The sequence below is a fragment of the Micromonospora sp. NPDC023814 genome, from assembly GCF_040639595.1.
Classification (GTDB): Bacteria; Actinomycetota; Actinomycetes; order Mycobacteriales; family Micromonosporaceae; genus Micromonospora.
The window spans coordinates 21,231-46,230 of the sequence record NZ_JBFAAF010000030.1; the positions used below are offsets into that span (position 1 = coordinate 21,231).

Consider the following 25,000-nt stretch of genomic DNA (forward strand, 5'->3'; position numbering starts at 1 on the left):
ACAGTGCTTGCCCTGACGAAGCGACCACTCCTAATGTAGGAGCGAGCCGTTCGAGGGAGGCCCCATGACCACGACCACCACCCTGCCGCAGGGCGACGTACGACTACTCGACCATCCGGTGGCGCAGCGACTGCTGGCCTCCACGGAGCTGGCCCGCGTCGCCTACGTCGCGCCCGACGGCACGCCCCGGGTGCTGCCGATGCTGTTCCACTTCACCGGCGACGAGGTGGTCTTCTGCACCTTCGCCGGCGCGCGGAAGATCACTCACCTTCGGGCCCGTCCGCACGTGGCAGTCACCGTCGACACCGCCGCCACGCCGCCGGAGGTGCTGCTGCTGCGCGGCCCGGTCACCGTCACCGACGTCGACGGCGTCGCACCCGAGTACCTCGCCGCCCACCGCCGCTACGGCGGGCAGGAGCAGTTGGACGCCGTGCTGGCCGAGATGGACGGCCAGCAGGTGCGGATGGCGCGCATCGGGCTGCGCCCCGCCTGGGTGGGCGTGCTGGACTTCACCACCCGCTTCCCCGGCGGCGGCACCGCCGAGGACTTCGCCGCCCGGGGCCGGTCGTGACCTACGTGCTGATCCCCGGCGCGGGGGGCAGCGCCGACTACTGGCACCTGCTCGTCGACGAGCTGCGCCGCCGCGGCCGCGAGGCGGTCGCCGTGGACCTGCCCGCCGCCGACGACACCGCCGCCCTGCCGGAGTACGCCGCCACCGTCCGCGCCGCGATCGGCGACCGGAACCGGGTGGTGCTGGTCGCGCAGTCCCTCGGCGCGTTCACCGCCCCACTGGTCGCCGACGACCCGCGGGTGACGATGGTCGTCCTGGTCAACCCGATGATCCCCGCCCCCGGCGAGACGGCCGGGCAGTGGTGGGCGGCCACCGGCCACGCGCAGGCCCGCGCCGACCACGCCGTCGCGCAGCGCCGCACCCCCGACGACCACGTCGACCTGGCGGTGGACTTCTTCCACGACGTCCCCGAGCCGGTGGTGGCGCGCCTCACCGCCGCCGACGCGCCCGACGAGTCGCCGGCGGTGTTCACCCGCCCCAACCCGCTGCGCCGCTGGCCCGACGTGCCCACCCGGGTGGTCACCGGCCGCGACGACCGGTTCTTCCCCGCCAACTTCCAGCGCCGCCTGGCCCGCGAACGCCTCGGCGTCGACGTCGACGTGCTGCCCGGCGGGCACCTGATCGCGCTGAGCCAGCCGCGACGCCTCGCCGACCAACTCGACGCCTACCGCACCCAGGCCCATCCTGCCGACCGCTGAGACACAGTGGTCAGATCGAGCCGAGCAACGCCGACGGTGACGGCCGCCTGGCCTCCCTCACCCGCTGGAAGCCCGTCCCGGCCGGCAGGCGACACCGGACCGGTGCAACAGGATCCGCCCGCTGAACGAAGCCCGGCCGCAAAAAACGAAAATCGGGGCGCGGCGCAAGCCGCGCCCCGATGCTCCCAGGCCCTTCCCGGCCGGTGGGGCGAGAACGAGCTACGCCGACCTTCGGACCGACCCGACGCGGACTGGCTGCCCCCGCCTGGCCGTTGTCTACTGGCCGTGCACCTCACCCTGCCCGTACACCGGTAACCGCGGCCGGTTCGCGCCGCCCCGCCGACCCCCGCCCGCTGGACCTGGCCGCCGCGACGCACTGCACATGTCGCTCGGCCAGCGGACGAAGGGACGAAGCGAACAACAGCCGCTTCCCGTAGTAGGACTCAAAGACGGTACGGCGTGGACCCCCGCCGCTGTCAACCCACCCGGGCCTGTCGTGTGTTGCAACACGGCGTGTCGCGTCGGCGAGTCTCAATCCGTGGCCAGGTGGCGGCGCAGCAGCGCCCCCGCCGCCGCCGGATGCTCGGCGGCGAGCAACCCACCGGCGGCCAGCACGTAGTCGGTGTCCACGACCGGCCGGGCGGCACGCGGCAGCGGCCATCCGCCCGCGTGGTCGGTCAGCACCGCGGAGAGCACACCCGCCGCGTCGGCCGGCGCGGCGTGCCGCAGCACCCCACCGGAGCCAACGAGCAGCCGCACGTCCCGCAGGTCCCGGCCGGCCCGCTCACCCGTCGCCGCGCCCCGGGCGTGCCGCCGCAACGCCACCGTCGCCGCCAGGGCCGCGATCCGGGCGTCCACGGCCCGGTCGACGTCCCCCGCGGGCAGGAACCCCGGGTCGTCGGCGCGCACCACCGCCGCGGCCGCCAGGTCGTCGCCCTCGACATCGCTCAGCAGCCGCTCCTCGACGGCGGCCCGCACCACCCCCGGCGCGCTCCACCGCATGCCCAGGTCCCCCTCCACGGTCCGGGCCCGCCACAGCGAACCCGCCACCTCCCGGCCCGGCCCCGTGGCCCGCTCGTCGGGCGTCAGCACCGAGTACACGTCGGTGGTGGCGCCACCGACGTCCACCACCACCAGGTCACCGCCGAGGGCGTCGGCGAGCACCTCCACGCCGGTCAGCACCGCGTCGGGCGTGGCAGCCCGCACCAGCCGCGCGAACCGGGGCCCCCGCGACAGCCGCTTCCCGCCGATGACGTGCCGCAGGAACACCTCCCGGATCGCCGCCCGCGCCGACGCCGGCGCGAGGACCCCGATGCGGGGCAGCACGTTGTCGGCCACCGTCACCGGCACCCCCGCGCCGGCCAGCAGGGCGTGCAGGTCGTCGCGGACGTCGACGTTGCCCGCGAGGACCACCGGCACCCGCCAGCGGGCCTTCGCCAGCCGGGTCGCGTTGTGCGTCAACGTCTCGGCGTCACCGCCGTCGGTGCCGCCCACCAGCAGCACCACGTCCGGGCGGGCAGCCCGCAGCCCCGCCAGCTCCGCCGCGCCGAGCCGCCCCGCCGCCACGTGCACCACGTTCGCGCCCGCCGACAGACCCACCCGCCGGCCCGCCTGCGCGGTCACCAGGTGCTCGTAGCCCACCACGGCCAGCCGCAACCCACCACCGGCCGACGAGCACACGTACCACGGCACGTCACCCACCGGCAGGCCGGCCGTGGCCGCGCCGACCGCGGCGTTCAGGCCGTGCAGCACGTCCGTGCCCACCGTCGTGGGCGCCGCCGCCGCCGCGACCAGCGCGCCGCCGTCGAGGTCCACCACCGCCACCTTCGTGTACGTGGACCCGACGTCGGCGCAGACCGCGTGTCTCACGCCGCCGGCGGGACGACCACCGTGCCGGTCGCGGTGACCGCCACGATCGGTTCGTCGAGGACCTCCGCCGCCGACTCGCCCCGCTCCGGGCGGCCCCGGCACACCACCCGCGCCACGAAGTCGATCGTGCGGCTGCGGGTGCCCACCCGGGTCACCGTCGCCGTCACCTCCAACACGTCCCCGGCCCGCATGGCACCGCGGAACTGCACGTCCGAGTACGACGCGAACAACCCCTCGTCGCCGTCGGTGCGGATACACACCTCCGTCGCCACGTCCCCGAACAACCCCAACGCGTACGCCCCGTCGACCAGGTTGCCCGCGTAGTGCGCGTGCGAGTAGGGCACGTACCGCCGGTGGGTGACGGTCAGACCGACCCGGGAATCACTCATGCCTTCGCCTTCTTCTCCGTGATCAACGCGTGCACCAGATAGCTCGCCACCTCGCCCGGCGTGGTGCCCCGGCCGAAGATCCGGTCCACGCCCAACTCGCCGGCCATCGTCTCGTCGAACCGCGGCCCACCCACGATCAGCAGCGGCCGGCGTCCCGCCGGCATCGCCTCCCGGAACGCCGCCGACATCTCCCGCGTGTTGTGCAGGTGCGCGTCGCGCTGCGTCACCACCTGCGACACCAGCACCGCGTCGGCCTTCTCCACCCGGGCCGCCTCCACCAACTCCGGCACGCTCACCTGCGCACCCAGGTTGGTGACCTTCAACTCCCGGTAGTACTCCAGGCCCTTCTCCCCCGCGATGCCCTTGACGTTGAGGATCGCGTCGATGCCCACGGTGTGCGCGTCCGTGCCGATGCACGCCCCCACCACCGACAACTTGCGCCGCAACCGCTGCTTCACCACCGCGTTGACCTCCTTGGCCGACAGCAGCGGGAAGTCACGCTCCACCACCTGCACCGCCGACAGGTCCACCAGGTGGTTCACCCGCCCGTACACCACGAAGAAGGTGAAACCGTCACTCATCGGCTTGGCGTGCACCAGCATCGCCGGGTCGATGCCCATCTTGTTCGCCAACTGCACCGCCGCGCCCTCGGCCCGCTTGTCGTGCGGCACCGGCAACGTGAACGACACCTGCACCATGCCGTCGCCCGTGGTGTCCCCGTACGGCCGCACGATCTTCTTCTCGGCGGCCCCGCCGCCCGGCGCCACCGCGCCGACCTCGACGGCGCTCACGCCGCATCCCCTTCCAGGATCTCCGTGGCCGGGTTGAAGTAGTCGGCCTCGTGCGCGGCCACCCCCGCCAGACCCTTGCCCCGGTCCGCCGGCCGCTTCATGATCCCGAACGTGCCCTCGGCGATCGCCGTCAACAGCGACTGGTCCCCGATGCGCTCCAGCAGGTCCACCGCCTCACCGAGCACCCGGTTGGCCCGCTGCTGGATGAACCCGCCCGGCGCCGGCACGAAATCCTCGCGCAACCCACCGGCCGCACCCAGCACGTACCGCACGTTCTGCAGCGCGATGTCCCGGTCCGACAACCACGGCGTCACCACCGCCTCGGTCATCATCCCCACCAGCAGGATCCCCTGACCCGTCATCGTGCCCACCAGGTTGAAGAACCCGTCCAGCAGGTTCCCCCGGAACACGTCCCCCGTCATGTGCTTCGTCGGCGGCATCCACTTCAGGGGCGCGTCCGGGAACAACTCCCGCGCCAGCAGCGCGTGCGCCAACTCCAACCGGAACGACTCCGGCACATCCGGGTTGATCTCGAACGCGTGCCCCAGGCCCAACTGCCAGTCCGCCAGCCCCGCCTCGTGCGCGAAGAACTCGTTCAGCAACTGCGACACCGTCACCGTGTGCGCCTCGTCCACCGCGTCCGCGGTGGTCAGGTAGTTGTCCTCACCGGTGTTGATGATGATCCCCGCCCGCGCGTGCACCTGCCGCGAGAACCGCTGGTCCACGAACGTACGGATCGGGTTGATGTCGCGGAACAGGATCCCGTACATCGAGTCGTTCAACATCATGTCGAGCCGTTCCAGGCCCGCCAGAGTCGCCATCTCCGGCATGCACAGCCCCGACGCGTAGTTCGTCAGCCGCACGTACCGGCCCAACTCCTTCGACGACTCGTCCAACGCCGCCCGCATCAGCCGGAAGTTCTCCTGAGTCGCGTACGTGCCGGCGAACCCCTCCCGGGTCGCGCCCTCCGGCACGTAGTCCAGCAGCGACTGCCCCGTCGACCGGATCACCGCGATGATGTCCGCACCCGCCCGCGCCGCCGCCTGCGCCTGCGGAATGTCCTCGTAGATGTCCCCCGTCGCCACGATCAGGTAGATCCACGGCCGCTGCTTCGGATCCCCGTACCGCTTGACCAGACGCTCCCGCTCGACGCGACGCCGGTCGACCAGCCGGATTCCGGCCCCCACGGCCTTCCGCGCCGCCTTCCGCGCCGCCGTGGCCGCCTTCCCCGACGGCACCTCGAACCGCACCGACCCCGCCGCCGCCTTCTGCGCCAGCAACGTCACGTCACCGATCTGCTCCCGCGCCATGGCGTCGAACACCGGCACCGCCACCCCGTGCCCCAACCCCACGTCCGCGACCACCGCGTCGACGAGCCGGTTCACCCACGGAATGCCGTCCGGGTCGGCGCCGGTCACCCCCGCCAACCGCAGCACCGCCCGCTCCACCGACACCGTCGTGTGGCTACGCGCCAGATCCACCACCGGCTGCCCGGCACGGCGCGCCAACTCCCGCGCCCGCGCCACCAACCGCGGATCCAGGTCAAGCTTGCCCGTCACACCGTCACCTCACTCCGGCCGGCAACGACGCGACCCGCGCCCCCACCGAACCACCCGCCACGCTCGCTCACGCCGACCCTTCCTCGTAGATCACGTCACCACGCAGCACCGTGCGCCGACACACCGGCAACGGCGTCGGATCCTCCGGACCCCGCGCCTCCAGATCCTCGGCCAACAACACCGGCAGACCCCGCTCCACCCCCGCCGGCGTCGACCACACCGCGAACGTCGCCGGCGCCCCCAACGCCAGCACACCCTCGTTGTCCAGGTGCACCGCCCGCCACCCGCCACGCGTGTGCGCCGCGAACGCCGCCCGCACACTCATCCGCTGCGTCGGATTGTGGTGCCACACCGCCGCCCGCACCGAACCCCACGGATCCAACGGCGTCACCGGCGAATCCGACCCGAACGCCAACGCCACCCCGACCCCGTGCATCGCCCCCATCGGGTTCGACGCCAACGACCGGTCCAGGCCCAACCGCGACTCGTACATCCGGCCCGCACCGCCCCACAACCGGTCGAACGCCGGCTGCATGCTCGCCACGATCCCGTACTCCACGAACCCGGCGATCAGCCGCTTGTTCATGATCTCCGCGTGCTCCACCCGGTGCCGCGCCGCCCGCACCCGATCAGTGCCCAGCTTCTCCGCCGCGCCCGCGAAACCCTCCAGCACCGTCGAGATCGCCGCGTCACCGATCGCGTGGAAACCGCCCTGCATGCCGTGCGCCGCACAGTCCAACAGATGGTCCCGCACCTGCTCCGCCGAGACGTACCCGTGCCCGCAGCCCCCGTCGCCGTCCAGGTAGTCCCGCGACACGTGCGCCGTACGCGACCCCAACGCCCCGTCGGCGAACAGGTCACCCCCCGCCCCGACCGCGCCCAACTCCCGGGCCCGCGCCGCACCCAGCAGCTCACCCCAGTACCCGTACACCTCCGCCACGCCGTCGCCCGACAACGCCAGCAGACCCGTGAAGTCCTCCTCGTCGGAGATCTCCGGACCACCGCACTCGTGCACCGCCGCGATGCCCAACGACGCCGCGTGCGCCAACGCCGCCCGCTGCGCCGCCACCCGCTGCGCCCGCGTCACCGACCCGAACGCCGCCGCCCGCACCACGTGGTGCGCGTCACGCCGCAACCAACCCGACGGGTCGAACCCCGCCGCCGACACCGCCTCCGGACACGCCGCCAGCAGCGCCGCCGACACCAACGCCGAATGGATCGACGCCTGCGACAGATACACCCGCCGGCCCCCGGCCGCCCGATCCAACGTCGCCGCATCCGGCAGCTCCGGCACCGGCCAACTCGACTCGTCCCACCCGTGCCCCAGCACCACCGCGTCCGACGGCAACCCCGCCGCGAACGCCGCCACCGCGTCCAGCAACTCCCCCGCCGACCGCACCGCCGACAGGTCCAGCCCCGACAACGCCAACCCCGTGTCGGTCGCGTGCACGTGCGAATCCACGAACGCCGGCGTCACCAACGCCCCGTCCAGGTCCACCACCCGGTCGGCCGCCGGCGCGTCCGCGTCCGCCCCCAACCACGAGATCCTGCCGTCGGTCACCAACAGGGCCGTCGCGCGCGGATCGGCCGGACAGTGCAGCACGCCGCCGCGGTACAGAGTCGAGGGGTTCGTCATGACAATCAGTCTGCCGCCAGCCGCGACTCGAACAGCGCCCGGACCCCCGGCTCCGACCGCAACAACCCCAACGCCAGCTCCGCGTGCCCCGGCACGTAGCCGTTGCCCACCAGCATCGTCACGTCCGCCGCCAGACCCTCCGCGCCCAACGCCGCCGCCGCGAAACTCGTCGCCATCGAGAAGAAGATCACCGTGCCGCCGTCCGCGGTCGCCAGCACCGCCCCGTGCTCACAACCCGGCACGTCCACGCAGACCACCGTCACGTCGGCCGGCGCACCCAGCGCCGCGGTCACCGCCGACGACAACGCCACCGGATCCCGCGCGTCCGCCAACGCCACCACGTCCGCCAGACCCGCCGCCGTCAGCGCGTCCCGCTCCGCCGCCACCGGCACCACCCCGACCGTACGGCCAGCGCCCGCCCGCCGCGCCGCCGCGAGGGACAACGACCCGCTCTTGCCCGCGCCACCGATCACCGCCACCCGCACCGGCGACGCGTCCCCCGCCCGCTCCCGGTCCGCCACGTGCCGCGCCACCACCCGCGAGGTCAACGCCGGCGCCCCGCACACGTCCAGCACCGCCAGGGACAACTGCGGGTCCAGGTCCGCCGGCAGCACCGCCGCGATCGACCGGGCGAACAGGATCGCGTACCCGTCGCACGGCACCTGCTCGCTGCGCCCGTCCCACCGCGCCAGCCCGTCGAGGATCGTCAGCGGCGTCAGCGTCAGCGACACCAGCGTCGCCACCCGCTCCCCCGCCTTCAACCCCAGCGGGGAACGCCGCCCCGCCTCCTCCACCGTGCCGATCAGCATCCCGCCGGAACCGGTCACCGGGTTCTGCATCTTCCCCCGGGTCGACACGATCTCCAGCACCTCGGCGCGGACCGCGTCGCCGTCACCGCCGTGCTTCTCCCACAGCTGCCGGAAGCTCGCCGCGTCGAGGTTCAACCGCTCCACCCGGATGCGGACCTCGTTCGCCGCGATCTCCGGGCTCGCGTCGAGCCGCCACGCCGCCTGCGGCAGCACCCCCGCCGGTTCGACAACGCGGTGCAGACCCACCGGTGACGTCACGCCGACCACCCCCCTGTCAAGCCGCCCGAAGCCCCGGCCAGGGCTCGCGTAGCGGGAAAACTTCCGGCAGACTAATTTCTTCACCGGATATTTTCCAGTAGCCTTCGGAATCGCTGATCAACCGCACCACCCGAGGAGGGGCCGTGACCCAGACACAACCGGTGGAGACCATCCCAGCGTCCCGCCCCGCGCCGGTCGCGGTCCCCACCGCCGGACAGCCCTACGAATACCGCCGCGCACCCCTCGTCGAACCCGACTGGACCCGCTTCCCCGGCTGGCGCCACGTCACCCGCGACCAGTGGGAGAACGCACAGTGGCAGCGCGTCAACTGCGTCAAGAACATCAAGCAGCTACGCACCGTACTCGGTGACCTCGTCGACGAAACCTTCTACGCCGACCTCGAGGCCGACCAGACGGCCCTGGCCACCATGTCCATGCTGGTGCCGCCGCAGATGCTCAACACCATGGTCCCGTTCACCCCGATGACCACCGAGGCGCTCCTCGCCGACCCCATCCGGCGCTACATGATCCCCGTCGCCTCCGACCGGCGCACCGACTGGCCCTCCCACCCGTACGCCAGCCGCGACTCCCTGCACGAACACGACATGTGGGTCGCCGAGGGCCTCACCCACCGCTACCCCACCAAGGTCCTCGCCGAACTGCTCTCCACCTGCCCGCAGTACTGCGGCCACTGCACCCGCATGGACCTCGTCGGCAACTCCACCCCCACCGTCGACAAGCTCAAGCTCACCCTCAAGCCCGTCGACCGCTACGACGCCCACATCAGCTACCTCAAGGCCCACCCCGGCGTCCGCGACGTCGTCGTCTCCGGCGGCGACGTGGCCAACGTTCCCTGGAAGAACCTCGAGTCCTACCTGATGCGGCTGCTCGAGATCGAGACCATCCGCGACATCCGCCTCGCCACCAAGGCGCTCATGGGCCTGCCCCAGCACTGGCTCCAGCCCGACGTCGTCGAGGGCCTCGAACGCGTCGCCCGCACCGCCGCCCGCCGCGGCGTCAACCTGGCCATCCACACCCACGTCAACCACGCCCAGTCGCTCACCCCGCTGGTCGCCAGGGCCGCCCAGACCGCCCTCGACGTCGGCGTCCGCGACGTCCGCAACCAGGGCGTGCTCATGCGCGGCGTCAACGCCACCGCCCCCGACCTGCTCGACCTCTGCTTCGCCCTTCAGGGCGAGGCGGGCATCCTGCCGTACTACTTCTACATGTGCGACATGATCCCCAACGCCGAGCACTGGCGGGTCCCGGTCTGGCACGCCCAGCAGCTCCAGCACGACATCATGGGCTACCTGCCCGGCTACGCCACCCCGCGCATCGTCTGCGACGTCCCCTTCGTCGGCAAGCGCTGGGTGCACATGCTCACCGAGTACGACCGCGAACGCGGCATCTCCTACTGGACCAAGAACTACCGCACCTCGATCGAGTCCGCCGACACCGAGGCGCTCAACAAGCGCTACGCCTACTACGACCCGATCGACACCCTGCCCGAGACCGGGCAGAAGTGGTGGGCCGACCACCGCGTCGACGACTGACCCACCCGCACCCCGCCACCCCCGGAGCCGAAACCGGCTCCGGGGGTGGCGCGTCTCCGACCCACGACGACACCTCCGCACGGCGGTTCACCCCGGTTTGCCGTAGGCGGCGGTCACCTCGATTAGTACACCACCCGGTGTACTATCCGCAGTGTGGAGACGTTGACGCACGGGCAGGTCCTGGCCCGCTTCGGTCATGCCCTGTCCGACCCCACCCGGGCGCGGCTGCTGCTGGCGCTGCGCGACGGGCCAGGCTATCCAGCGGAACTGGCCGAACTGCTGGGCACGACCCGGCAGAACCTGTCGAACCACCTGTCGTGCCTGCGCGGCTGCGGCCTGGTGGTCACGGTGCCGCAGGGCCGCCGCACCCGGTACGAACTGACCGACGCCCGGCTGGCGCACGCCCTCGCGGACCTGCTCGGCCTCGTACTGACGGTAGACCCGGCCGCCTGCCCGGACTCCGACGAGAAGGACTGCTGCTGATGACCCTGCCCCTGATCAACCTGACACCGGCGGGGCCGTCGCCGGCGCGCCGCGCGGTGCTCGCCCGCCGGGTGCGGTTACTGGTCGCCGCGACGATCACCTACAACGCCATCGAGGCGGTCGTGGCGATCACCGCCGGCACGATCGCGTCGTCGACCGCGCTGATCGGCTTCGGCCTCGACTCGGTGATCGAGGTGTCGTCGGCAGCGGCGGTGGCATGGCAGTTCGCCGGCCGCGACCCCGAGTCCCGGGAAAAGGTGGCGCTGCGGATCATCGCGTTCTCGTTCTTCGCTCTCGCCGCCTACGTGACGGTGGAGTCGGTGCGGGCCCTGGTCGGCGGCGCCGACGCCGAGCACTCCCGCACCGGCCTGGTGCTGGCGGCACTGTCGCTGGCGATCATGCCGCTGCTGTCGCACGCGCAGCGCCGCGCCGGCCGGGAACTGGGTTCGCGTTCGGCCGTCGCGGACTCCAAGCAGACCCTGTTGTGCACCTACCTGTCCGCCGTCCTGCTCGTGGGCCTGGGGCTGAACAGTCTGTTCGGCTGGTCCTGGGCCGACCCGATCGCCGCGCTGGCCATCGCCGCCGTGGCGGTCAAGGAAGGCCGCGAAGCGTGGCGCGGTGACACCTGCTGCACACCCGGGCTCACCCCGGCCGGACCGGCGGCCGACAGCCGCACGGACGACTGCTGCGCCGACGAGGGTTCGCGGTGACGCCGGCCTGACACTCGCCTCGTATCTGCTGGGCCTGGTGCTGGCGTTCGGCGGCGCACCTGGCGCAGTGGCGGCGCCTAGATCACATTCCAGTTCTTGACCTCGTTCTGGGCTGGAAGCTGCGGCCGGGCCCATTCGCCCCGGATCAGGTGACGGCTCCCGGGTGGACCGGGGGCCGTCACCGCACACGGGTCACCGGGTGAAGGCGTCCTTCACGTCGCGGCCGGCTTCCTTCGCCTGCCGGGCACGCGCGTCGCTCTGCTGCGTGGCGCCCTCGCCCCGCATCCGCTCGTTGTCGGTGACGTCGCCGATCCGTTCCTTGGCCGCGCCGGTCAGTTGCTCGACCTTGTTCTTCGCCTTGTCGGTGAAGCTCATGTCGCCTCCCCTGCTCCTGCCCCGGGCCGGGCCTTCCGTGCCCCTCGTCCGACTGCGTGCCCGGACCCGGCAGACGGAAACCTGGGCTGTGCCGTGTGGTGGGCTGCACTCCCCCTAGGGCGTCCTAGGACACTAGGTGAACGGGAGGGGCGGGCTTCTGGTTGACTGGACGAATGGGAGAGATCCTGCTGATCCGGCACGGCGAGACCACCTGGAGCGCCAGCCGGCGGCACACCTCGTACACCGACCTGCCGCTCACCCCCGACGGCGAACGGCAGGCCCGCGCCCTCGGCGAGTTCCTCGCCGGCCGGCACGTCGCCGCCGGCCTCACCAGCCCCCGGGCCCGGGCGCTGCGCACCGCGCAGCTCGCCGGCCTCCCCGTCACCGGCACCGACGACGACCTCGCCGAGTGGCACTACGGCGACTACGAGGGCCGCACCACCGCCGACATCCACGACGACCACCCGAGCTGGAACCTCTGGACGGACGGCTGCCCCGGCGGGGAGTCCCCCAGCGAGGTCGGCGAGCGCGTCGACCGGGCACTCGCCCGGGTCCACCCGCTGCTCGACCGGGGCACCGTGGCCCTCGTCGGGCACGGCCACAGCCTGCGGGTGCTCGGCGCCCGCTGGGTCGGGCTGCCGCCGTCGGCCGGCGGGCTGCTGCGGCTGGACACCGCCACCGTCAGCGTGCTCGGTCATGAGCACGGCCGGCGGGTCATCCAGCGGTGGAACCAGCCGGTTGCCCCGCTGGCCGGGAACGCCCCCGATCCTGGGACTCGGCACTGATCTTCGGCGGCCGGTTCTCGTACGGGGTCGACAGCACCACCGTCGTACGGGTGGTCACGTTCGCCGCCGTCCGGATCTCCTGGAGCACCCGCTCCAGATCGGTCGGGCTGGCCACCCGCACCAGCAGCAGGTAGAAGTCCTCCCCCGCCACGGAGTAGCACGAATCGATCTCCGGCAGGTGGGCCAGCCGCTCCGGGGCGTCGTCCGGCTGGGACGGGTCGAACGGCCGGATCGCCACGAACGCGGTCAGCGGCAGGTCCAGGGCCTCGAAGGAAACCCGGGCGGCGTACCCCTTGATCACGCCGCGCTGCTCCAGCCGGCGCACCCGCTGGTGCACCGCGGACACCGACAGGCCCACCTTCTCCGCCAGATCCGTGTACGACAGCCGACCGTCAGCGGTCAGTGCGGCGACGATGGCGCGGTCGATCTCCTCCACGGCGTGCAACCTACCGGGAAATCCGCCCGGCTGCGACGACGCACCCCCGCCGGCACGACGCGGCGTACGCGTCGTGCCGGCCCGTCGGGACACCGTCAGCCCTTCGCGAGCGCCCGGGAGATGACCAGCCGCTGGATCTGGTTGGTGCCCTCGACGATCTGCAGCACCTTGGCCTCGCGCATGTAGCGCTCCACCGGGTGGTCGGTCACGTAGCCGGCGCCGCCGAGCACCTGCACCGCGTCGGTGGTGACCCGCATCGCCACGTCGGTGGCGAACAGCTTCGCCTTCGCCGCCTCGATGGAGTACGGCCGGCCGGCGTCGCGCAGCCGGGCCGCGGAGAGCATCAGCGCCCGGGCGGCGGAGATCTGGGTGGCCAGGTCGGCGAGGGTGAAGCCCAGCCCCTGGAAGTCGATGATCGCCCGGCCGAACTGCTGCCGTTCCTTCGCGTAGCCCACCGCGTAGTCCAGCGCCGCCTGGGCCAGCCCCACGGCGCAGGCGGCGATGCCGAGGCGCCCCGAGTCCAGGGCGGACATGGCGATGGTGAAGCCCATCCCCTCCCCGCCGATGAGCCGCTCGGCCGGCACCCGGGCGTCGTCGAAGGCGACCTGTGCCACCGGCGAGGCGTGCAGGCCCATCGTCCGCTCGGCCGCCTGCGGGGCGATGCCCGGCGTGCCCCGGTCGGCCAGCAGGCAGGAGATGCCCTTCGGGCCGGGCCCGCCGGTGCGGCAGAAGATGTTGTAGAAGTCCGCGACCCGGGCGTGAGTGATCCACGCCTTGGTGCCGGTGACCACGTAGGAGTCGCCGTCGCGCACGGCCTTCGTGGTCAGGCTGGCCGCGTCCGACCCGCCCTGCGGCTCCGAGAGGCAGTACGCCCCGAGCAGTTCCCCGCCGACCATGTCCGGCAGCAGCTTGCGCTGCTCGTCGGTGCCGAACTGGGCGAGCGGGTAGCAGGACAGGGTGTGCACGCTGACCGCCTCGGCGACCGCGAGCCAGCGGCTGGCCAGGATCTCCAGCACCTGCAGGTAGACCTCGTACGGCTGGGCGGCGCCGCCGTGCTCCTCGGCGTACGGCAGGCCGAGCAGGCCCGCCCGGCCGAGGGTGCGCAGCACCTCACGGGGGAACTCGGCGCGCTCCTCGAAGCCGGCCGCCTTCGGGGCGAGCTCCCGGTCGGCGAGTTCGGTGGCGAGGTCGAGCAGGTCGTGGGCCTCGTCGGTGGGGAGGATCCGGTCGACAGTCATAGTGCGATGAGCTCCGTGGGGGTGGTGTTGAGCCGTTGCACGCCGTCCGTGGTGCAGACGACGATGTCCTCGATGCGGGCGCCGTGCCGGCCCGCCAGGTAGATGCCCGGTTCGACGGAGAACGCCATCCCCGCCTCCAGCGGGCGGGCGTTGCCGGCCACCACGTACGGCTCCTCGTGGCCGTCCAGGCCGATGCCGTGGCCGGTGCGGTGCAGGAACGCCGCACCGTGGCCGGCGGCGGCGATCGGCTCCCGCGCGGCGGCGTCGACGGCCTCGGCGGTCACCCCGGGGCGGACCGCGGCCACCGCCGCCGCCTGGGCGGCGCGCAGCACCTCGTAGTAGTCGGCGAACTCGGCCGGCGGGGGACCGCCGGCGACGTAGGTGCGGGTGCAGTCGGAGCGGTAGCCCGAGGGCATCGTGCCGCCGATGTCCACCACCACCGGCTCGCCGGCGCCGATCGGCCGGTCGGAGGTGCCGTGGTGCGGGCTGGCGCCGTTCGGGCCGGCGGCGACGATCACGAAGTCGACGGTGACGTGGCCGGCGGCCCGGATCGCCGCGGCGATGTCGGCGGCGACCTCCGTCTCGGTGCGCCCCGGCCGCAGCCACTCCCCCATCCGGTCGTGCACCGCGTCGATCGCCGCGCCCGCCTCGGCCAACGCCGCCACCTCCGCCGGGGACTTGCGGATGCGCAGCTCGCGCAGCACCTCGGAGGCCAGCCGCTGGGTGGCGCCGGGCAGCGTGGCGCGCAGGGCGAGGACCTGCTCGGCCCACATCCGGTCGGCCAGCCCTACCGCCGCCACCGGCCCGCCGAGGGCGGCGACGACGAGGGGGTACGGATCCGTGCCGTCGGCGTGGTCGACGATCCGCACGCCGGTGGCCGGGGCCGGGGACGCCTCGGCCACCGGCCGCTCCAGGGTGGGAACGACCAGCGTCGGCTCGCCCTCGGCGGGCAGCACCAGGCAGGTCAGGCGCTCGCCGGCGTGCGCGTCGTAGCCGGTCAGGTAGCGCAGGTCTGAGCCGGGGGTGAGCAGCAGCGCGTCCAGCCCGGCGGCGGCGGTGGCGCGCTGCGCGGCAGCCAGCCGCTGCGGCGGATACAGCTCCTCGGATCCCACACCGGTCAGCTTAACGGTCGTTCGGGCGCGGACCCAGCCCACCCGGCGCGCCAACGGGCGCTCCCCGGCCGGACGCTCAGGAGGCGGCCCGGCGCCGGACGAGGGCGAGCATCTCGTCGACGGAGCCGGCGGGGTCGGTCACCGGGAACTGCACCGCGCGGACGACGGCGTCGGAGCCGACCAGCAGGGTCAGGCGCTTGAACCGCTCGACGCCGCCGGCGCGGAAGGTGGGCAGCGACAGGCCCGCCGCGAGCCGGCCGTCCTGGTCGGACAGCAGCGGGAAGGGCAGCTCGGCGTGCGCCACGAAGTCGGCGAGCTGGTCGGGCCGCTGGGTGCTCACTCCGAGGACGCGCGTGCCGGCGGCCCGGAAGTCCGCGTGCCGGGCGGCGTAGCTGGTGGACTCCAGCGTGCAGCCGGCCGCGCCGGGGATCTCCCCCCAGCCCGGCGGAAGGGCCCGCGCCCCGGGCGCGAACGCCCCCGGGAAGAAGTAGAGCACGCTCCAGTCCCGCGCGTCGGCCGGCGCGACCGGCCGGCCGTCGTGCCCGGGCAGCACGACGTCGGGCAGCCGCCGGCCGACCAGGTCGTGCACGCGGCGCGCCTCGGCGGAGGCGGCGTCGGCGGTCGCGGTGAGGTCGCCGTCGCCCATCACGTACCGGGTGCCCCAGTCCTGCAGGGCGATGAGCACCGGCAACAGGCCCTCGCCCTTGGCGGTGAGCAGGTAGTCGAAGCGGGGCGGGTGCGCCGAGTAGGGCCGTCGCTCCAACACGCCGTGCGTGACGAGCCCGGCCAGGCGCTCGGTCAGCGCCCGCCGGCTGACGCCCAGCTCGCGGTGGAGCGCGTCGAAGCGGGTGGTCCCGCCGGCGACCTCGCGCACGATGAGGAACGTCCACCAGTCGCCGAGGACGCCCAGCGCCTGCGCGATGCCGCAGTCCGCGTCCGCCAGATCGGCCCGCCGCACATCCCACCCCCGCCCGCTCCGTCGCCCTCGACTATAGTCCGTTTCAAATTGGAACTCACTGGCTCGCGAACGGGGGCGGACGACATGGGCGTCGGGCATGCAGCCGGGGTGTTCTGGCGGTGGTGGGCCGCCGGCACGACCAGCGCGGTCGGGTCGGCGGTCGGCGCCGTGGCGCTGCCGCTGACCGCGCTGACGGTGCTCGACGCCACCGCGTTCGAGATGGGCCTCATCGCGGCGGCCAGCTACGTCGCCTGGCTCGTGATCGGGTTGCCGGCCGGCGTCGTCACGCAGCGGCTGCCGCTGCGTGGGACGCAGGTGGGCGCCGACCTGGCCCGCGCGCTGGCCGTCGCGTCGGTGCCGGTCGCGTGGTGGTCCGACCGGCTGACCGTCGCCCACCTGGTGGTCACCGCGCTGGTGGTCAGCTTCGCCACGGTGCTCTTCGACGTGGCCAACTCGACCTTCCTGCCGAGCATCGTCGACCGGGACCAGCTGCAGTCCCGCAACAGCCTGACCTCCGCCACGCACGCCACCACCCAGCTCGGCGGGCCGCCGCTCGGCGGCCTCGCGGTGCAGGCGCTCGGCGCGGTGCCGACCCTGCTCGTCGACGCCGCCGGCTACCTCGTCTCGGCGGCCCTGCTCCGCACCCTGCCCGCCCGCCGCGTCGACGCGCCGGACCGCTGGCCGCCGGTCGGGGAGATGATCCGCGAGGGCTGGCGCTTCGTGGCGTACCACCCGGTGATGGGCCCCGGCATGTGGGCCGCGACGGCGGTGAACTTCGTCTGCGGGGCGCAGCTCGCGCTCTACCCGCTGCACCTGGTGCGCGAGCTGCACGCCCCGGCGGGCCTGGTCGGCCTGCTGCTCGCCGTCGAGGGCATCGGCTCGCTCGTGGGGGCTGCGCTGACGTCCCGGATCACCGCCCGGATCGGGACCGCCCGGGCCCTGGTCGTCGCCGGCTTCGTGTCGGTCGGCGGCGCGTTCGTCGTCCCCTGGGGCACCGGCTGGCCGGCGTACGTCGCCTTCGCGATCGGCAACGTCGTCTTCGCGGCCGGCGTCGTGGTGCTCAGCGTGACCACCCGGACCTACCGGCAGATCGCCAGCCCGCCCGAGCTGCTCTCCCGGGTGATGGCGACGGTCCGGTTCGTCTCCTGGGGAGCCATCCCCGTCGGCGGCCTGCTCGCGGGCGCCCTCGCCGGTGTCGCCGGGACCCGCGCCACCCTGCTGGTCTTCGCGTTCGCGGCGGTCTGCGCGCCCCTGGCGCTGCTGCTGTCCCCCGTCCGCCGCCTGCGCGACCTCACCGACCACGAGCGGGCGGCCGGCGACCGCCGGGCAAGCCCCGTGCCGGCGGGCCGCTGACGGCCCGACCCCGCGCTCAGCCCGGCCCGTCCGGCACGACGGGGGACAGCGCGCCGGCCAGCCGGCGGGCCCGGTCGGCGTGGGTCAGCAGGTCCACGCTGTCGACGAACTGGTCGACCGCGCCGACCGGCGGCCGCCCGCGCAGGGCCGGGTCGGTGACGGCGGCGCGCAGCGCGGCGGCGACCCGGCCGGCGTCCAGGACCAGGAAGGGCCGGCGGTGGAAGGGGCGCGGCCGGGCGCCCACCGGCGCCGCCAGCCCGGTGTCGTCGGTCCAGGCGGCGACGGTCTCCAGCGCCCGGACCAGCCCGTCCTCCCGGCGCGGCCAGTCGCCCGGGCCCAACGCGTCGGCCAGGGCCGCGACCACGGGCCCCGCGCCGGGCAGCCGGCCGAACACCGTGCCCAGCCACTTGTCGTACGGCGGCCAGCGGCGGCGCAGCAGCAGGCCGAGCCGCATCACGTCCCGGGCCAGCCCGGCGGTGACCACCCGGCTGCCGACGTCGTCGCCGACCTCGGCACAGCGGCCGGGCAGGTGTTCCGCCTGGGCGACACGGGTCCACCCGGCGGCGAGCACGTACCGCCACACGTCGTCCGGGTACCACCGCAGTGCCGCCCGCGCCCCGGTGAGTGCCCCGTCGAGGCCGTCGTGGAAGACCTCGCCGCCGGTCACCTCGGTTAGCCGCTGGGTCGGGGTGGCCAGCCAGTCGGCCGTGGTGATCCCGGCGGCCGGGTCGAAGCCGAGCCGGTCGCGCCACCAGCCGACCAGCTCGTCGATCTTCACCCCGTGCCGGACGCCCGCCGGGTCGACCACGCCGAGGCGGCCGTGCCCGGCGAACCGGGTCGGCCAGCCGAGGAAGTCGGCCGGCAGGTCGGCGTCCAACGCGGCGTGCAGCCGCGGGATCCGCCACGCGTCGGCCGCCGCCACGAAGAGCTGCGCCCGCGGCCCCCAGTCGTGGTCCGTGGAGCGCGCGGTGTCCAACCCGAGCAGCTCCGAGCCACCGTCGAGCAGGCCGGCCGCGTAGCGCAGGCCGGGAAAGCGCCGGCGCAGGATCGGCGCGAGCACCTCGTCGTGGAACCGTCGGCCGAGCGTCAGGCCGGGAAGGAACGTCACACCGGCCAGTCTGCGCCCCTCGCCGGGGCGCTCGCAGCACGGTTCCGGCGCGGCCGGCCGGTCGCGCCGATAGCCTGGAGCCGCGAGCGCCTCGCCGGCGGAGAGGAGCGACAGCCGTGGCACCGAACGACCCGGACCGCGCCGCGGCGCGCCGCCGCCGCCTGCTCTGGTCCGGGATCCTCGCGGTCGCCGGCCTGGTGCTGCTGATCGTCGGCCTGACGATCGCCAACGGCACGGCGGCCTGGATCGAGGTGGCGCTCGCGGTCGCGCTGCTGGTCGCGAGCTACGCGGTGCAGTACCTGGCCCGCCGCGAGGCGCTCTACTCCAGCGACGAGCGCTCCTGACCGCCGGGCTGTCCCGCCGTGCCGTACCCCCCGAACGTCGGTGCGGTGTGCCAGGCTGTCGGGCGTGGCACAGCGACCCCCGATCATGCTCATCGACGCGCCCAGCCTCTACTTCCGGGCCTTCTTCGGCATCCCCGAGTCCGCGGCCCGCGCCGCCGACGGGAGCCCGGTCAACGCGGTGCGCGGCTTCCTCGACATGCTGGCGGCCCTGATCCGCACCCGCCGGCCCGACCGGATGGTCTGCGCCATGGACCACGACTGGCGACCCGAGTGGCGCGTCGCGCTGCTGCCGTCGTACAAGGCGCACCGGCTGGCCCCCGAGGGCGGCGAGGTGGTGCCCGACACGCTCAGCCCACAGGTGCCGCTGATCCTGGAGGTGCTCGACGCCGTCGGCATCACCCACGTCGGCGCGGCCGGCTACGAGGCCGACGACGTCCTCGGCACGCTGTCGGTGACCCAGCCGGCGCCGGTCGAGGTGGTCTCCGGCGACCGGGACCTGTTCCAGCTCGTCGACGACGCCCGCCCGGTGCGGCTGCTCTACGTCGGGCGGGGCGTGGCCAAGCTGGAGGACTGCGACGACGCCGCCGTGCGGTCCCGCTACGGGGTGCCGGCCGCCCGGTACGCCGACTTCGCCGCCCTGCGCGGGGACCCGAGCGACGGGCTGCCCGGGGTGCCGGGCGTGGGCGAGAAGACGGCCGCCCGGCTCGTGGAGCGCTACGGCGACATCGCGGGCATCCTGGCTGCCCTGGACGACCCGGGTTCCGGCTTCGCCCCCGGGCTGCGCACCAAGCTCGCCGCCGCGCGGGACTACCTGGCCGTGGCGCCGAAGGTGGTCCGGGTCGCCCTCGACGTGCCGCTGCCCGAGCTGGCCACCGCGCTGCCCAGCGCCCCGGCCGACCCGGACCGGCTGCTGGAGCTGGCCGGCGAGTGGAACCTGGCCGGTTCGGCGCGCCGTCTGGTCGACGCCCTCGCCCAGCGCGCCTGACCCACGTCCGCGCGGTCACCGGGGCTGGCCCGCGCATCCGGTGTGGGGTTCGAGGTCAACCTCGAACCCCACACCGTCAAGCGCGCTTGAGATCAAGCCGTCGGCACTGGGGTCAGAACTTCGCGAGCAGGCCCGCATCCACGGGAATCGCGATCCCGGTGACGAAACGGGACTCCTCCGACGCCAACCAGAGCACCGCGTTGCTCACGTCCTCGGGCTCCACCCACGCCACCGGCAGCAACGCCAGGCCGCCGAAGACCCGGGCCACGTCGTCGAGGGTCGGGTTCTCCACGCCGGGGATGTACGCCCTCAGCAGGCGTTCGTTCATCGCCATCTCGGTGTTGACCATCCCCGGGTTGACGGTGTTCACCCGGATGTTGTGCTTCCCCAGTTCGTTCGCGAGGGTGCCCATGAGCCCCTGGAGCCCGTGCTTCGAGAGCCCACGGATCGGGCACCTGTCGTCGGCCCCGGGCACCCGGGGCGGCCACCGCACGGGCGGCGCAACCGCAGCAACGCGGCCTGCCGGGACACGACCACCGCCAAGGCCGATCGGAAACGGCAGCCGGTGCGACCGTTGCCGGCGCAGCCGGTGTCGCCAATCCGTCGGTGTCTATGCGGCGTACGGCACGCCGCATCGCTGGCCGTCACGGCCTGGTCGGCCCGGTACGCCCATCTGCGGGAAGTCGCCCGCGAGGACGTCGTGGCCTACCTGGACACCCTGCACGGCGAGGCACGGCGGACGGCCCTGTGCGCGCTACGGTCGCTGTTCGGCTGGGCCAGACGCACGGGCACGATCTTCCGGAACCCCACCGTGCGCGTCCAAGGGCCACGACGCGAACATGCGATCTGGCAGCCGCTGACGAGCGTCGAGATCAACGCCGCCATCGCTGCCGCCAACACGGTGCAGGCCCGCGTGTTCGTCGTCCTGACCGCTATCCACGCAGCCCGCCCCATCCAGATCCGGGCGATGCAGCTGGTCGACCTCGACCTGGCCGGACGGTCGCTGACCATCGGCGGCAACACCCGACCGCTCGACGACCTGACCTACCGGGTACTGCTGGAATGGCTCGAACACCGGCGCCGCACCTGGCCCCGGACCGCGAACCCGCACCTGCTGATCAACCAGATCACCGCCCTGCGGCTCGGACCGGTCGGCCACACCTGGATCCTGAACCTGCGGCGACTCCCGGCCACGCTCGAGCGGCTACGTATCGACCGCCAGCTGGAGGAGGCCCTCGCGACCGGCGGCGATCCGCTGCATCTGGCCAAGGTCTTCGCGATCAGCGAGCGCGCCGCCGTGCGATACGCCGCCAACGCCCAGGCGCTGCTGCAACCCGAGCCTGGCCCAAGCCGCCATGGCACACCGCACGCCGGCGACGGCTACAGGAATGATCGGTGGCTGCGTCCCACCCGGCGTCACCCCGGACCGAAGGCTTGCATCCAGTACCCAGGTACAGGTTTACCGTCGAGTGGACAGCGCCCCACCGGCGTCCTAGCCATCCGTTCGAAGGAACCTGTGATGTCGTTCGACGTCCCCGGCGCGTGCACGCTACCCACCGCTGAGCAGCCGTTACGGCTGGCCGAGTTCGACAACCTGTTCGCCACCGCCGTGCGCCGTGTCGACCAGGTCAGCACCACCCACGCCCGGCTGCACCTGACCGGCCCCGCCGGGCTGACGGACCGAGTACGCGATCTGGCCGCGCGGGAGACCGAGTGCTGCTCGTTCTTCACCTTCACCATCACCCCGCAGGAGGCGACCGACGGCGAAGCGGTGCTCGACATCGAGGTCCCCGCCGCGCACGCGGACGTGTTCGCCTCCCTCACCCAGCGCGCGAACGCCGTCCGCGCGGAAGCGATGTCGTGACCGGGCTGCTGGAACTCGCCGAGTTGTCCGCCCGGTCCGGGGTGCCCGCCGCGCAGCTGCGGCGCTACGCGGAGGCTGTGCTGGTGCCGCCGGACCGCCGCGACGGCGACCGGTTCGGCTACCCGCTTGCCGAAGTGGACACGGTGCGGGCGCTGGCCGGTGCCGAAGACCTCGGCCTCGACGCCGACGCTCTCGGCCCGCTCGCTGCCGGCCGGCGCGACGGCGACTGCCCCGGCACGCGGCGGCTGCTGGCCAACGCGGTCACCGCCCGGCTCGACCAGGTGCAGGCCGATCTCGCCGCGCGGAACCGACAGGCCGTCGAGGCCGGTCCGGGCACCGCGGCCTGGGCGACCGAACTCAGCGCGAGCGCGTCGCTCTCCGAGGACGCGGCCCGGTTGCAGGCCGTGTCGGCCGCCCTGACCACTGTGGCCCATGACGGGCCCTGCGGACAGGACTGCGGCTGCTTCACGGCACTGGCCTCATCGAGACGCGGGAGCAAACGCGGCCCGAAACGCCGGATGGACGCTGACCTTTGGCCCGCTCCGCCTCATGCAACCACCGCGAAGAACACCTTCAGGTCGTAAGCCACCGCCGTGGCGGTGTTAGCCGTGACCGCACTAGACGAGCGATAACCCGCGGTGGCCTGTGGAGATGCCCGCAGGAACTCGGGCGATACGCCGAGGGGGATGCCGAGCGCCCACGCCCATCGGGCCAGGCAGTAGATCAGGGGCACCGCGACGGCGATGTAGGTGGCGGTACGCCCCCAGCGCCGCACAGCCGAGGCCGGCGCAATGTCAGCAACCGGCGCGGCTCAGCGGGTCCGGTAGCGCGCGTAGATCAGTCCGCTGTCGAAGGCACGTTCCTCGACCAGCTTGAGTTCGAGGCGCACGCCGTCGGGAAAGAACCGCTTGCCGCCGCCGACCACGCTCGTGGTGATGAACAGGTGGTACTCGTCCACCAGGCCGGCCGCGATCGCCTGGGCCGCGAGGTTCGGACCGTCGACGGTCAGGTCGTGATCAGCCTCGGCCTTGAGCCTGCGCACCGCGTCCGGGTCGAAGGTCCGCTCGATCCTGGTCTTCGCGCTGGACACCGACTCCAGCGTCGTGGAGTACACGATCTTCTCCGCGGCCTGCCAGTCGCGGGCGTACTGCAGGATATGCGGTGGCTGGTCGGGCTCGGTGTGCGCGGTCTCCCAGTAGACCATCGTCTCGTACATCCGTCGGCCGTAGAGGTACGTGCCGACGGGACGGAAGACGTCGTTGATGAAGGTATGCACCTCCGGATCCTCCGCCCCGATGCCGAGGTTTCCGTCCGCCGCCTCGGCGTAGCCGTCGAGCGAGGTGATCATCGAGTAGATGAGCCTTGCCATGCGTCTCCTTCAGATGGTGTGGGTGCTGTGGTCGGGGTCGGGGTCGGGGTCGGGGTCGGGGTCGGGTGGAAACACCGCGAGCCGGGCATCGGTGACGTTGTCGAAACGGGCATCCCCTCCGCGGATGAGCACGAAATGCCTGGAGATCGCGGCCTGATAGACCAGCAACGGCCCAGCCGGTTCGAGGTCCTCCGGCACGAGCTGGTGACCGGTCGGCAGGCGGGTGTTAAGCAAGGCGAGGTCCGCCGCGCGGGCGTCGTCGGCAGCCGACCCCGCAGTTGCCTCCAGGTAGATCGCTTCCGCCCCGCCGACGGGCGCAGCCGTGTCGAAGACGGTGATCGCCACCTCCGGACGCGCTGCGATATTCCGTGAATGCCGGCTGTCCGGCGAGGACACCCACAGAACCCGGTGCTGCCCGTCGGCGGCGAAGAACACCGGGCTGGCCCATGGCCGACCCTCACCGTCCGCGGTGCCGAGGACGAGGTAGCGATGCTGAGCCAGCAGCCGCGGTACCCACATCGTCAGTCCTGCGGTTCGTTGTGACATCAGGGCAATCCTGAACGCCGGCAACCCCGCCATCAACGGCGGGTTTGTCAACAATCGTTCAGCCAGGGTGAACAATGGGGGGATGGAACGGCAGGACATCGAGGTGTTTCTGGCTCTGGCTCAGGAGCTGCATTTCACCCGCACCGCAGAGCGGCTGCGGGTCGCGCCTGCCTCGGTCAGCCAAACGATCAAGAAGCTCGAGCGCCGGTTCGGGGCGCCACTGTTCGCCAGAAGCACGCGCCGGGTGGAGCTGACCCCGCTCGGCCGGCAGCTCTTGGACGAGCTCGGCCCGGCCTACGCGCAGGTCCAGACGGCGATCGCGCGAGCGATTGCCACCGGCCACGGCACCACAGGTGAGCTCCACCTCGGCTACATGTCCGCCGCCATCGCCCGCCGCGTCCTGCCGTTGGTCGACGCCTTCCATGCCGGTACGCCGGGCTGCCGGGTCACCATCCGCGAGACCGCACTGAACGACCTCTACGGGCCACTGCGCCGCGCCGAAGTCGACCTATCGATCCTGCCGCTGCCCGTTGCCGAACCGGACCTCACGGTCGGGCCTGTGCTGCTGTCCGAAGCCGCACTGCTCGCCGTCCCCGCCGACCACCATCTGGCCCGACGCGACCAAGTGACCCCCGAGGACCTGACTCAGGAGACCTTCCTGTTCGCTCAGAATCTTCCCGACTACTGGATCGAGCACCACCTGCCACTCACCCGGCCGGTGCCCACGATCACCCGGCTGCCCGGCTTCCAAGAAATGCTGGCCTACGTCACCTCTGGCCACGGCGTGGCCATCGTCGGCGCCCAAACCGAAAAGCTCTACCCACGCCCCGGCCTGACCTGCTTACCGATCGCCCACGGTCCCACCTTCGACTACGCCATCGTCTGGCGCACCGGCGACCTGACCGCTCTCGCCTCCGCCTTCCTCCACCACGCCGCCAACGGAAGGGGTTCCTCTAAGGGATCGATGCAGGGTTCGTCCACTGCATGATCAACTTTGCTACGTGGCATTGGGCGATGACCGCCAGACGCGGTGCAGACGCCTCCCCCTACCTCTCGACCGAGGCATTCGCCTGAGGCGCCAGGAAGATGCCAGCTTCGGTTCCGCTCACGGTGATCTTGGCTCCTGGTGCGCGACGCCTCGCGCTGTCTTCGCAGTGCTGGCTAGATGCGGGAAGGTACGGGCCGGCAGGTCGGCCATGGC

General features: G+C 73.0%; 27 protein-coding genes. 12 read left to right on the forward strand and 15 right to left on the reverse strand.

What is annotated here, in order from left to right:
* The first annotated feature begins 64 nt into the window (after positions 1-64).
* Together AB0G14_RS18020 and AB0G14_RS18025 are read left to right on the forward strand one after the other, a co-directional pair.
* A complete protein-coding gene (locus AB0G14_RS18020) occupies positions 65-571 on the forward strand; it encodes a pyridoxamine 5'-phosphate oxidase family protein (protein WP_357698634.1) in 507 nt (168 codons plus the stop codon).
* Positions 568-1,269 (forward strand): alpha/beta fold hydrolase, encoded by a 702-nt coding sequence (locus AB0G14_RS18025; RefSeq protein WP_357698636.1) that lies wholly within the window; start codon positions 568-570, stop codon positions 1,267-1,269. Before AB0G14_RS18020 ends, AB0G14_RS18025 begins: the two co-directional genes overlap by 4 nt.
* Positions 1,270-1,800: 531 nt before the next feature.
* Here AB0G14_RS18025 and AB0G14_RS18030 read toward each other — a convergent pair.
* From AB0G14_RS18030 to AB0G14_RS18055, 6 genes are all read right to left on the reverse strand, one after another.
* Entirely contained in the window at positions 1,801-3,138 is a 1,338-nt protein-coding gene (locus AB0G14_RS18030) for a glutamate mutase L (protein ID WP_357698639.1), read from the reverse strand.
* The gene (locus tag AB0G14_RS18035) at positions 3,135-3,527 is read right to left on the reverse strand and encodes a hotdog domain-containing protein (protein ID WP_357698641.1); all 393 of its coding nucleotides are present in this window, start codon (positions 3,525-3,527) and stop codon (positions 3,135-3,137) included. Before AB0G14_RS18035 ends, AB0G14_RS18030 begins: the two co-directional genes overlap by 4 nt.
* Positions 3,524-4,318 (reverse strand): OAM dimerization domain-containing protein, encoded by a 795-nt coding sequence (locus tag AB0G14_RS18040; RefSeq protein ID WP_357698643.1) that lies wholly within the window; start codon positions 4,316-4,318, stop codon positions 3,524-3,526. The genes AB0G14_RS18035 and AB0G14_RS18040 overlap by 4 nt, the downstream gene beginning before the upstream one ends.
* The gene (locus AB0G14_RS18045; protein ID WP_357698646.1) at positions 4,315-5,877 is read right to left on the reverse strand and encodes a lysine 5,6-aminomutase subunit alpha; all 1,563 of its coding nucleotides are present in this window, start codon (positions 5,875-5,877) and stop codon (positions 4,315-4,317) included. The genes AB0G14_RS18040 and AB0G14_RS18045 overlap by 4 nt, the downstream gene beginning before the upstream one ends.
* Positions 5,878-5,944: 67 nt before the next feature.
* Positions 5,945-7,513, reverse strand: a complete 1,569-nt coding sequence (locus tag AB0G14_RS18050; RefSeq protein WP_357698649.1) for an amidohydrolase family protein — start codon at positions 7,511-7,513, stop codon at positions 5,945-5,947.
* A gap of 5 nt (positions 7,514-7,518) precedes the next feature.
* On the reverse strand, positions 7,519-8,568 hold the full coding sequence (locus tag AB0G14_RS18055) for a zinc-binding alcohol dehydrogenase (protein ID WP_357698765.1): 1,050 nt from the start codon (positions 8,566-8,568) through the stop codon (positions 7,519-7,521).
* Between the two features lie 155 nt (positions 8,569-8,723).
* Here AB0G14_RS18055 and AB0G14_RS18060 point away from each other — a divergent pair, with 155 nt between their 5' ends.
* The 3 genes from AB0G14_RS18060 to AB0G14_RS18070 all read left to right on the forward strand — a co-directional run bounded on the left by AB0G14_RS18060 (position 8,724) and on the right by AB0G14_RS18070 (position 11,326).
* Positions 8,724-10,133: a lysine 2,3-aminomutase gene (locus tag AB0G14_RS18060; protein ID WP_357698651.1), complete on the forward strand. Its 1,410-nt coding sequence runs from the start codon at positions 8,724-8,726 to the stop codon at positions 10,131-10,133.
* Between the two features lie 153 nt (positions 10,134-10,286).
* On the forward strand, positions 10,287-10,616 hold the full coding sequence (locus tag AB0G14_RS18065; protein WP_357698652.1) for a metalloregulator ArsR/SmtB family transcription factor: 330 nt from the start codon (positions 10,287-10,289) through the stop codon (positions 10,614-10,616).
* Positions 10,616-11,326, forward strand: coding sequence for a cation transporter (locus AB0G14_RS18070; protein WP_357698654.1), 711 nt, complete (start codon positions 10,616-10,618; stop codon positions 11,324-11,326). The genes AB0G14_RS18065 and AB0G14_RS18070 overlap by 1 nt, the downstream gene beginning before the upstream one ends.
* A 192-nt stretch (positions 11,327-11,518) precedes the next feature.
* Here AB0G14_RS18070 and AB0G14_RS18075 read toward each other — a convergent pair whose 3' ends face one another.
* On the reverse strand, positions 11,519-11,701 hold the full coding sequence (locus AB0G14_RS18075; protein WP_357698656.1) for a CsbD family protein: 183 nt from the start codon (positions 11,699-11,701) through the stop codon (positions 11,519-11,521).
* 173 nt (positions 11,702-11,874) lie between these two features.
* Here AB0G14_RS18075 and AB0G14_RS18080 point away from each other — a divergent pair, with 173 nt between their 5' ends.
* Positions 11,875-12,486, forward strand: a complete 612-nt coding sequence (locus AB0G14_RS18080) for a histidine phosphatase family protein (protein WP_357698659.1) — start codon at positions 11,875-11,877, stop codon at positions 12,484-12,486.
* Here AB0G14_RS18080 and AB0G14_RS18085 read toward each other — a convergent pair.
* From AB0G14_RS18085 to AB0G14_RS18100, 4 genes are all read right to left on the reverse strand, one after another.
* Positions 12,416-12,922, reverse strand: coding sequence for an Lrp/AsnC family transcriptional regulator (locus AB0G14_RS18085; protein WP_357698661.1), 507 nt, complete (start codon positions 12,920-12,922; stop codon positions 12,416-12,418). The genes AB0G14_RS18080 and AB0G14_RS18085 overlap by 71 nt on opposite strands.
* 95 nt (positions 12,923-13,017) lie before the next feature.
* Entirely contained in the window at positions 13,018-14,160 is a 1,143-nt protein-coding gene (locus tag AB0G14_RS18090) for an acyl-CoA dehydrogenase family protein (protein ID WP_357698663.1), read from the reverse strand.
* Positions 14,157-15,272: a Xaa-Pro peptidase family protein gene (locus AB0G14_RS18095; protein ID WP_357698665.1), complete on the reverse strand. Its 1,116-nt coding sequence runs from the start codon at positions 15,270-15,272 to the stop codon at positions 14,157-14,159. Before AB0G14_RS18095 ends, AB0G14_RS18090 begins: the two co-directional genes overlap by 4 nt.
* A 76-nt stretch (positions 15,273-15,348) precedes the next feature.
* A complete protein-coding gene (locus AB0G14_RS18100) occupies positions 15,349-16,230 on the reverse strand; it encodes a winged helix-turn-helix transcriptional regulator (RefSeq protein WP_357698668.1) in 882 nt (293 codons plus the stop codon).
* Positions 16,231-16,314: 84 nt separating this feature from the next.
* On the opposite strand from AB0G14_RS18100, the gene AB0G14_RS18105 reads away from it, so the two are divergent.
* Positions 16,315-17,583 (forward strand): MFS transporter, encoded by a 1,269-nt coding sequence (locus AB0G14_RS18105; protein WP_357698671.1) that lies wholly within the window; start codon positions 16,315-16,317, stop codon positions 17,581-17,583.
* Between the two features lie 16 nt (positions 17,584-17,599).
* On the opposite strand, the gene AB0G14_RS18110 is transcribed toward AB0G14_RS18105, so the two are convergent.
* Entirely contained in the window at positions 17,600-18,691 is a 1,092-nt protein-coding gene (locus AB0G14_RS18110; protein WP_357698673.1) for a DUF4037 domain-containing protein, read from the reverse strand.
* Positions 18,692-18,807: 116 nt separating this feature from the next.
* On the opposite strand from AB0G14_RS18110, the gene AB0G14_RS18115 reads away from it, so the two are divergent.
* Positions 18,808-19,035 (forward strand): hypothetical protein, encoded by a 228-nt coding sequence (locus tag AB0G14_RS18115; RefSeq protein ID WP_357698675.1) that lies wholly within the window; start codon positions 18,808-18,810, stop codon positions 19,033-19,035.
* Positions 19,036-19,120: 85 nt separating this feature from the next.
* Positions 19,121-20,020, forward strand: coding sequence for a 5'-3' exonuclease (locus AB0G14_RS18120; protein WP_357698768.1), 900 nt, complete (start codon positions 19,121-19,123; stop codon positions 20,018-20,020).
* A 112-nt stretch (positions 20,021-20,132) separates the two neighbouring features.
* On the opposite strand, the gene AB0G14_RS18125 is transcribed toward AB0G14_RS18120, so the two are convergent.
* Positions 20,133-20,513 carry an SDR family oxidoreductase gene (locus tag AB0G14_RS18125; protein WP_357698678.1) on the reverse strand — a complete coding sequence of 127 codons (381 nt, stop codon included), beginning with the start codon at positions 20,511-20,513 and terminating at the stop codon, positions 20,133-20,135.
* A gap of 96 nt (positions 20,514-20,609) precedes the next feature.
* Here AB0G14_RS18125 and AB0G14_RS18130 point away from each other — a divergent pair, with 96 nt between their 5' ends.
* A complete protein-coding gene (locus AB0G14_RS18130) occupies positions 20,610-21,884 on the forward strand; it encodes a hypothetical protein (RefSeq protein ID WP_357698680.1) in 1,275 nt (424 codons plus the stop codon).
* Positions 21,881-22,468 (forward strand): MerR family transcriptional regulator, encoded by a 588-nt coding sequence (locus AB0G14_RS18135; RefSeq protein ID WP_357698682.1) that lies wholly within the window; start codon positions 21,881-21,883, stop codon positions 22,466-22,468. The genes AB0G14_RS18130 and AB0G14_RS18135 overlap by 4 nt, the downstream gene beginning before the upstream one ends.
* 227 nt (positions 22,469-22,695) lie before the next feature.
* Here AB0G14_RS18135 and AB0G14_RS18140 read toward each other — a convergent pair whose 3' ends face one another.
* Both AB0G14_RS18140 and AB0G14_RS18145 read right to left on the reverse strand, forming a co-directional pair.
* Positions 22,696-23,253 (reverse strand): dihydrofolate reductase family protein, encoded by a 558-nt coding sequence (locus tag AB0G14_RS18140; protein WP_357698685.1) that lies wholly within the window; start codon positions 23,251-23,253, stop codon positions 22,696-22,698.
* 9 nt (positions 23,254-23,262) lie between these two features.
* A complete protein-coding gene (locus AB0G14_RS18145) occupies positions 23,263-23,874 on the reverse strand; it encodes a pyridoxamine 5'-phosphate oxidase family protein (RefSeq protein ID WP_357698688.1) in 612 nt (203 codons plus the stop codon).
* Between the two features lie 7 nt (positions 23,875-23,881).
* Between AB0G14_RS18145 and AB0G14_RS18150 the strand changes: the two genes are divergently transcribed.
* Positions 23,882-24,787 (forward strand): LysR family transcriptional regulator, encoded by a 906-nt coding sequence (locus tag AB0G14_RS18150; RefSeq protein WP_357698690.1) that lies wholly within the window; start codon positions 23,882-23,884, stop codon positions 24,785-24,787.
* The last annotated feature ends 213 nt before the right edge of the window (positions 24,788-25,000 follow it).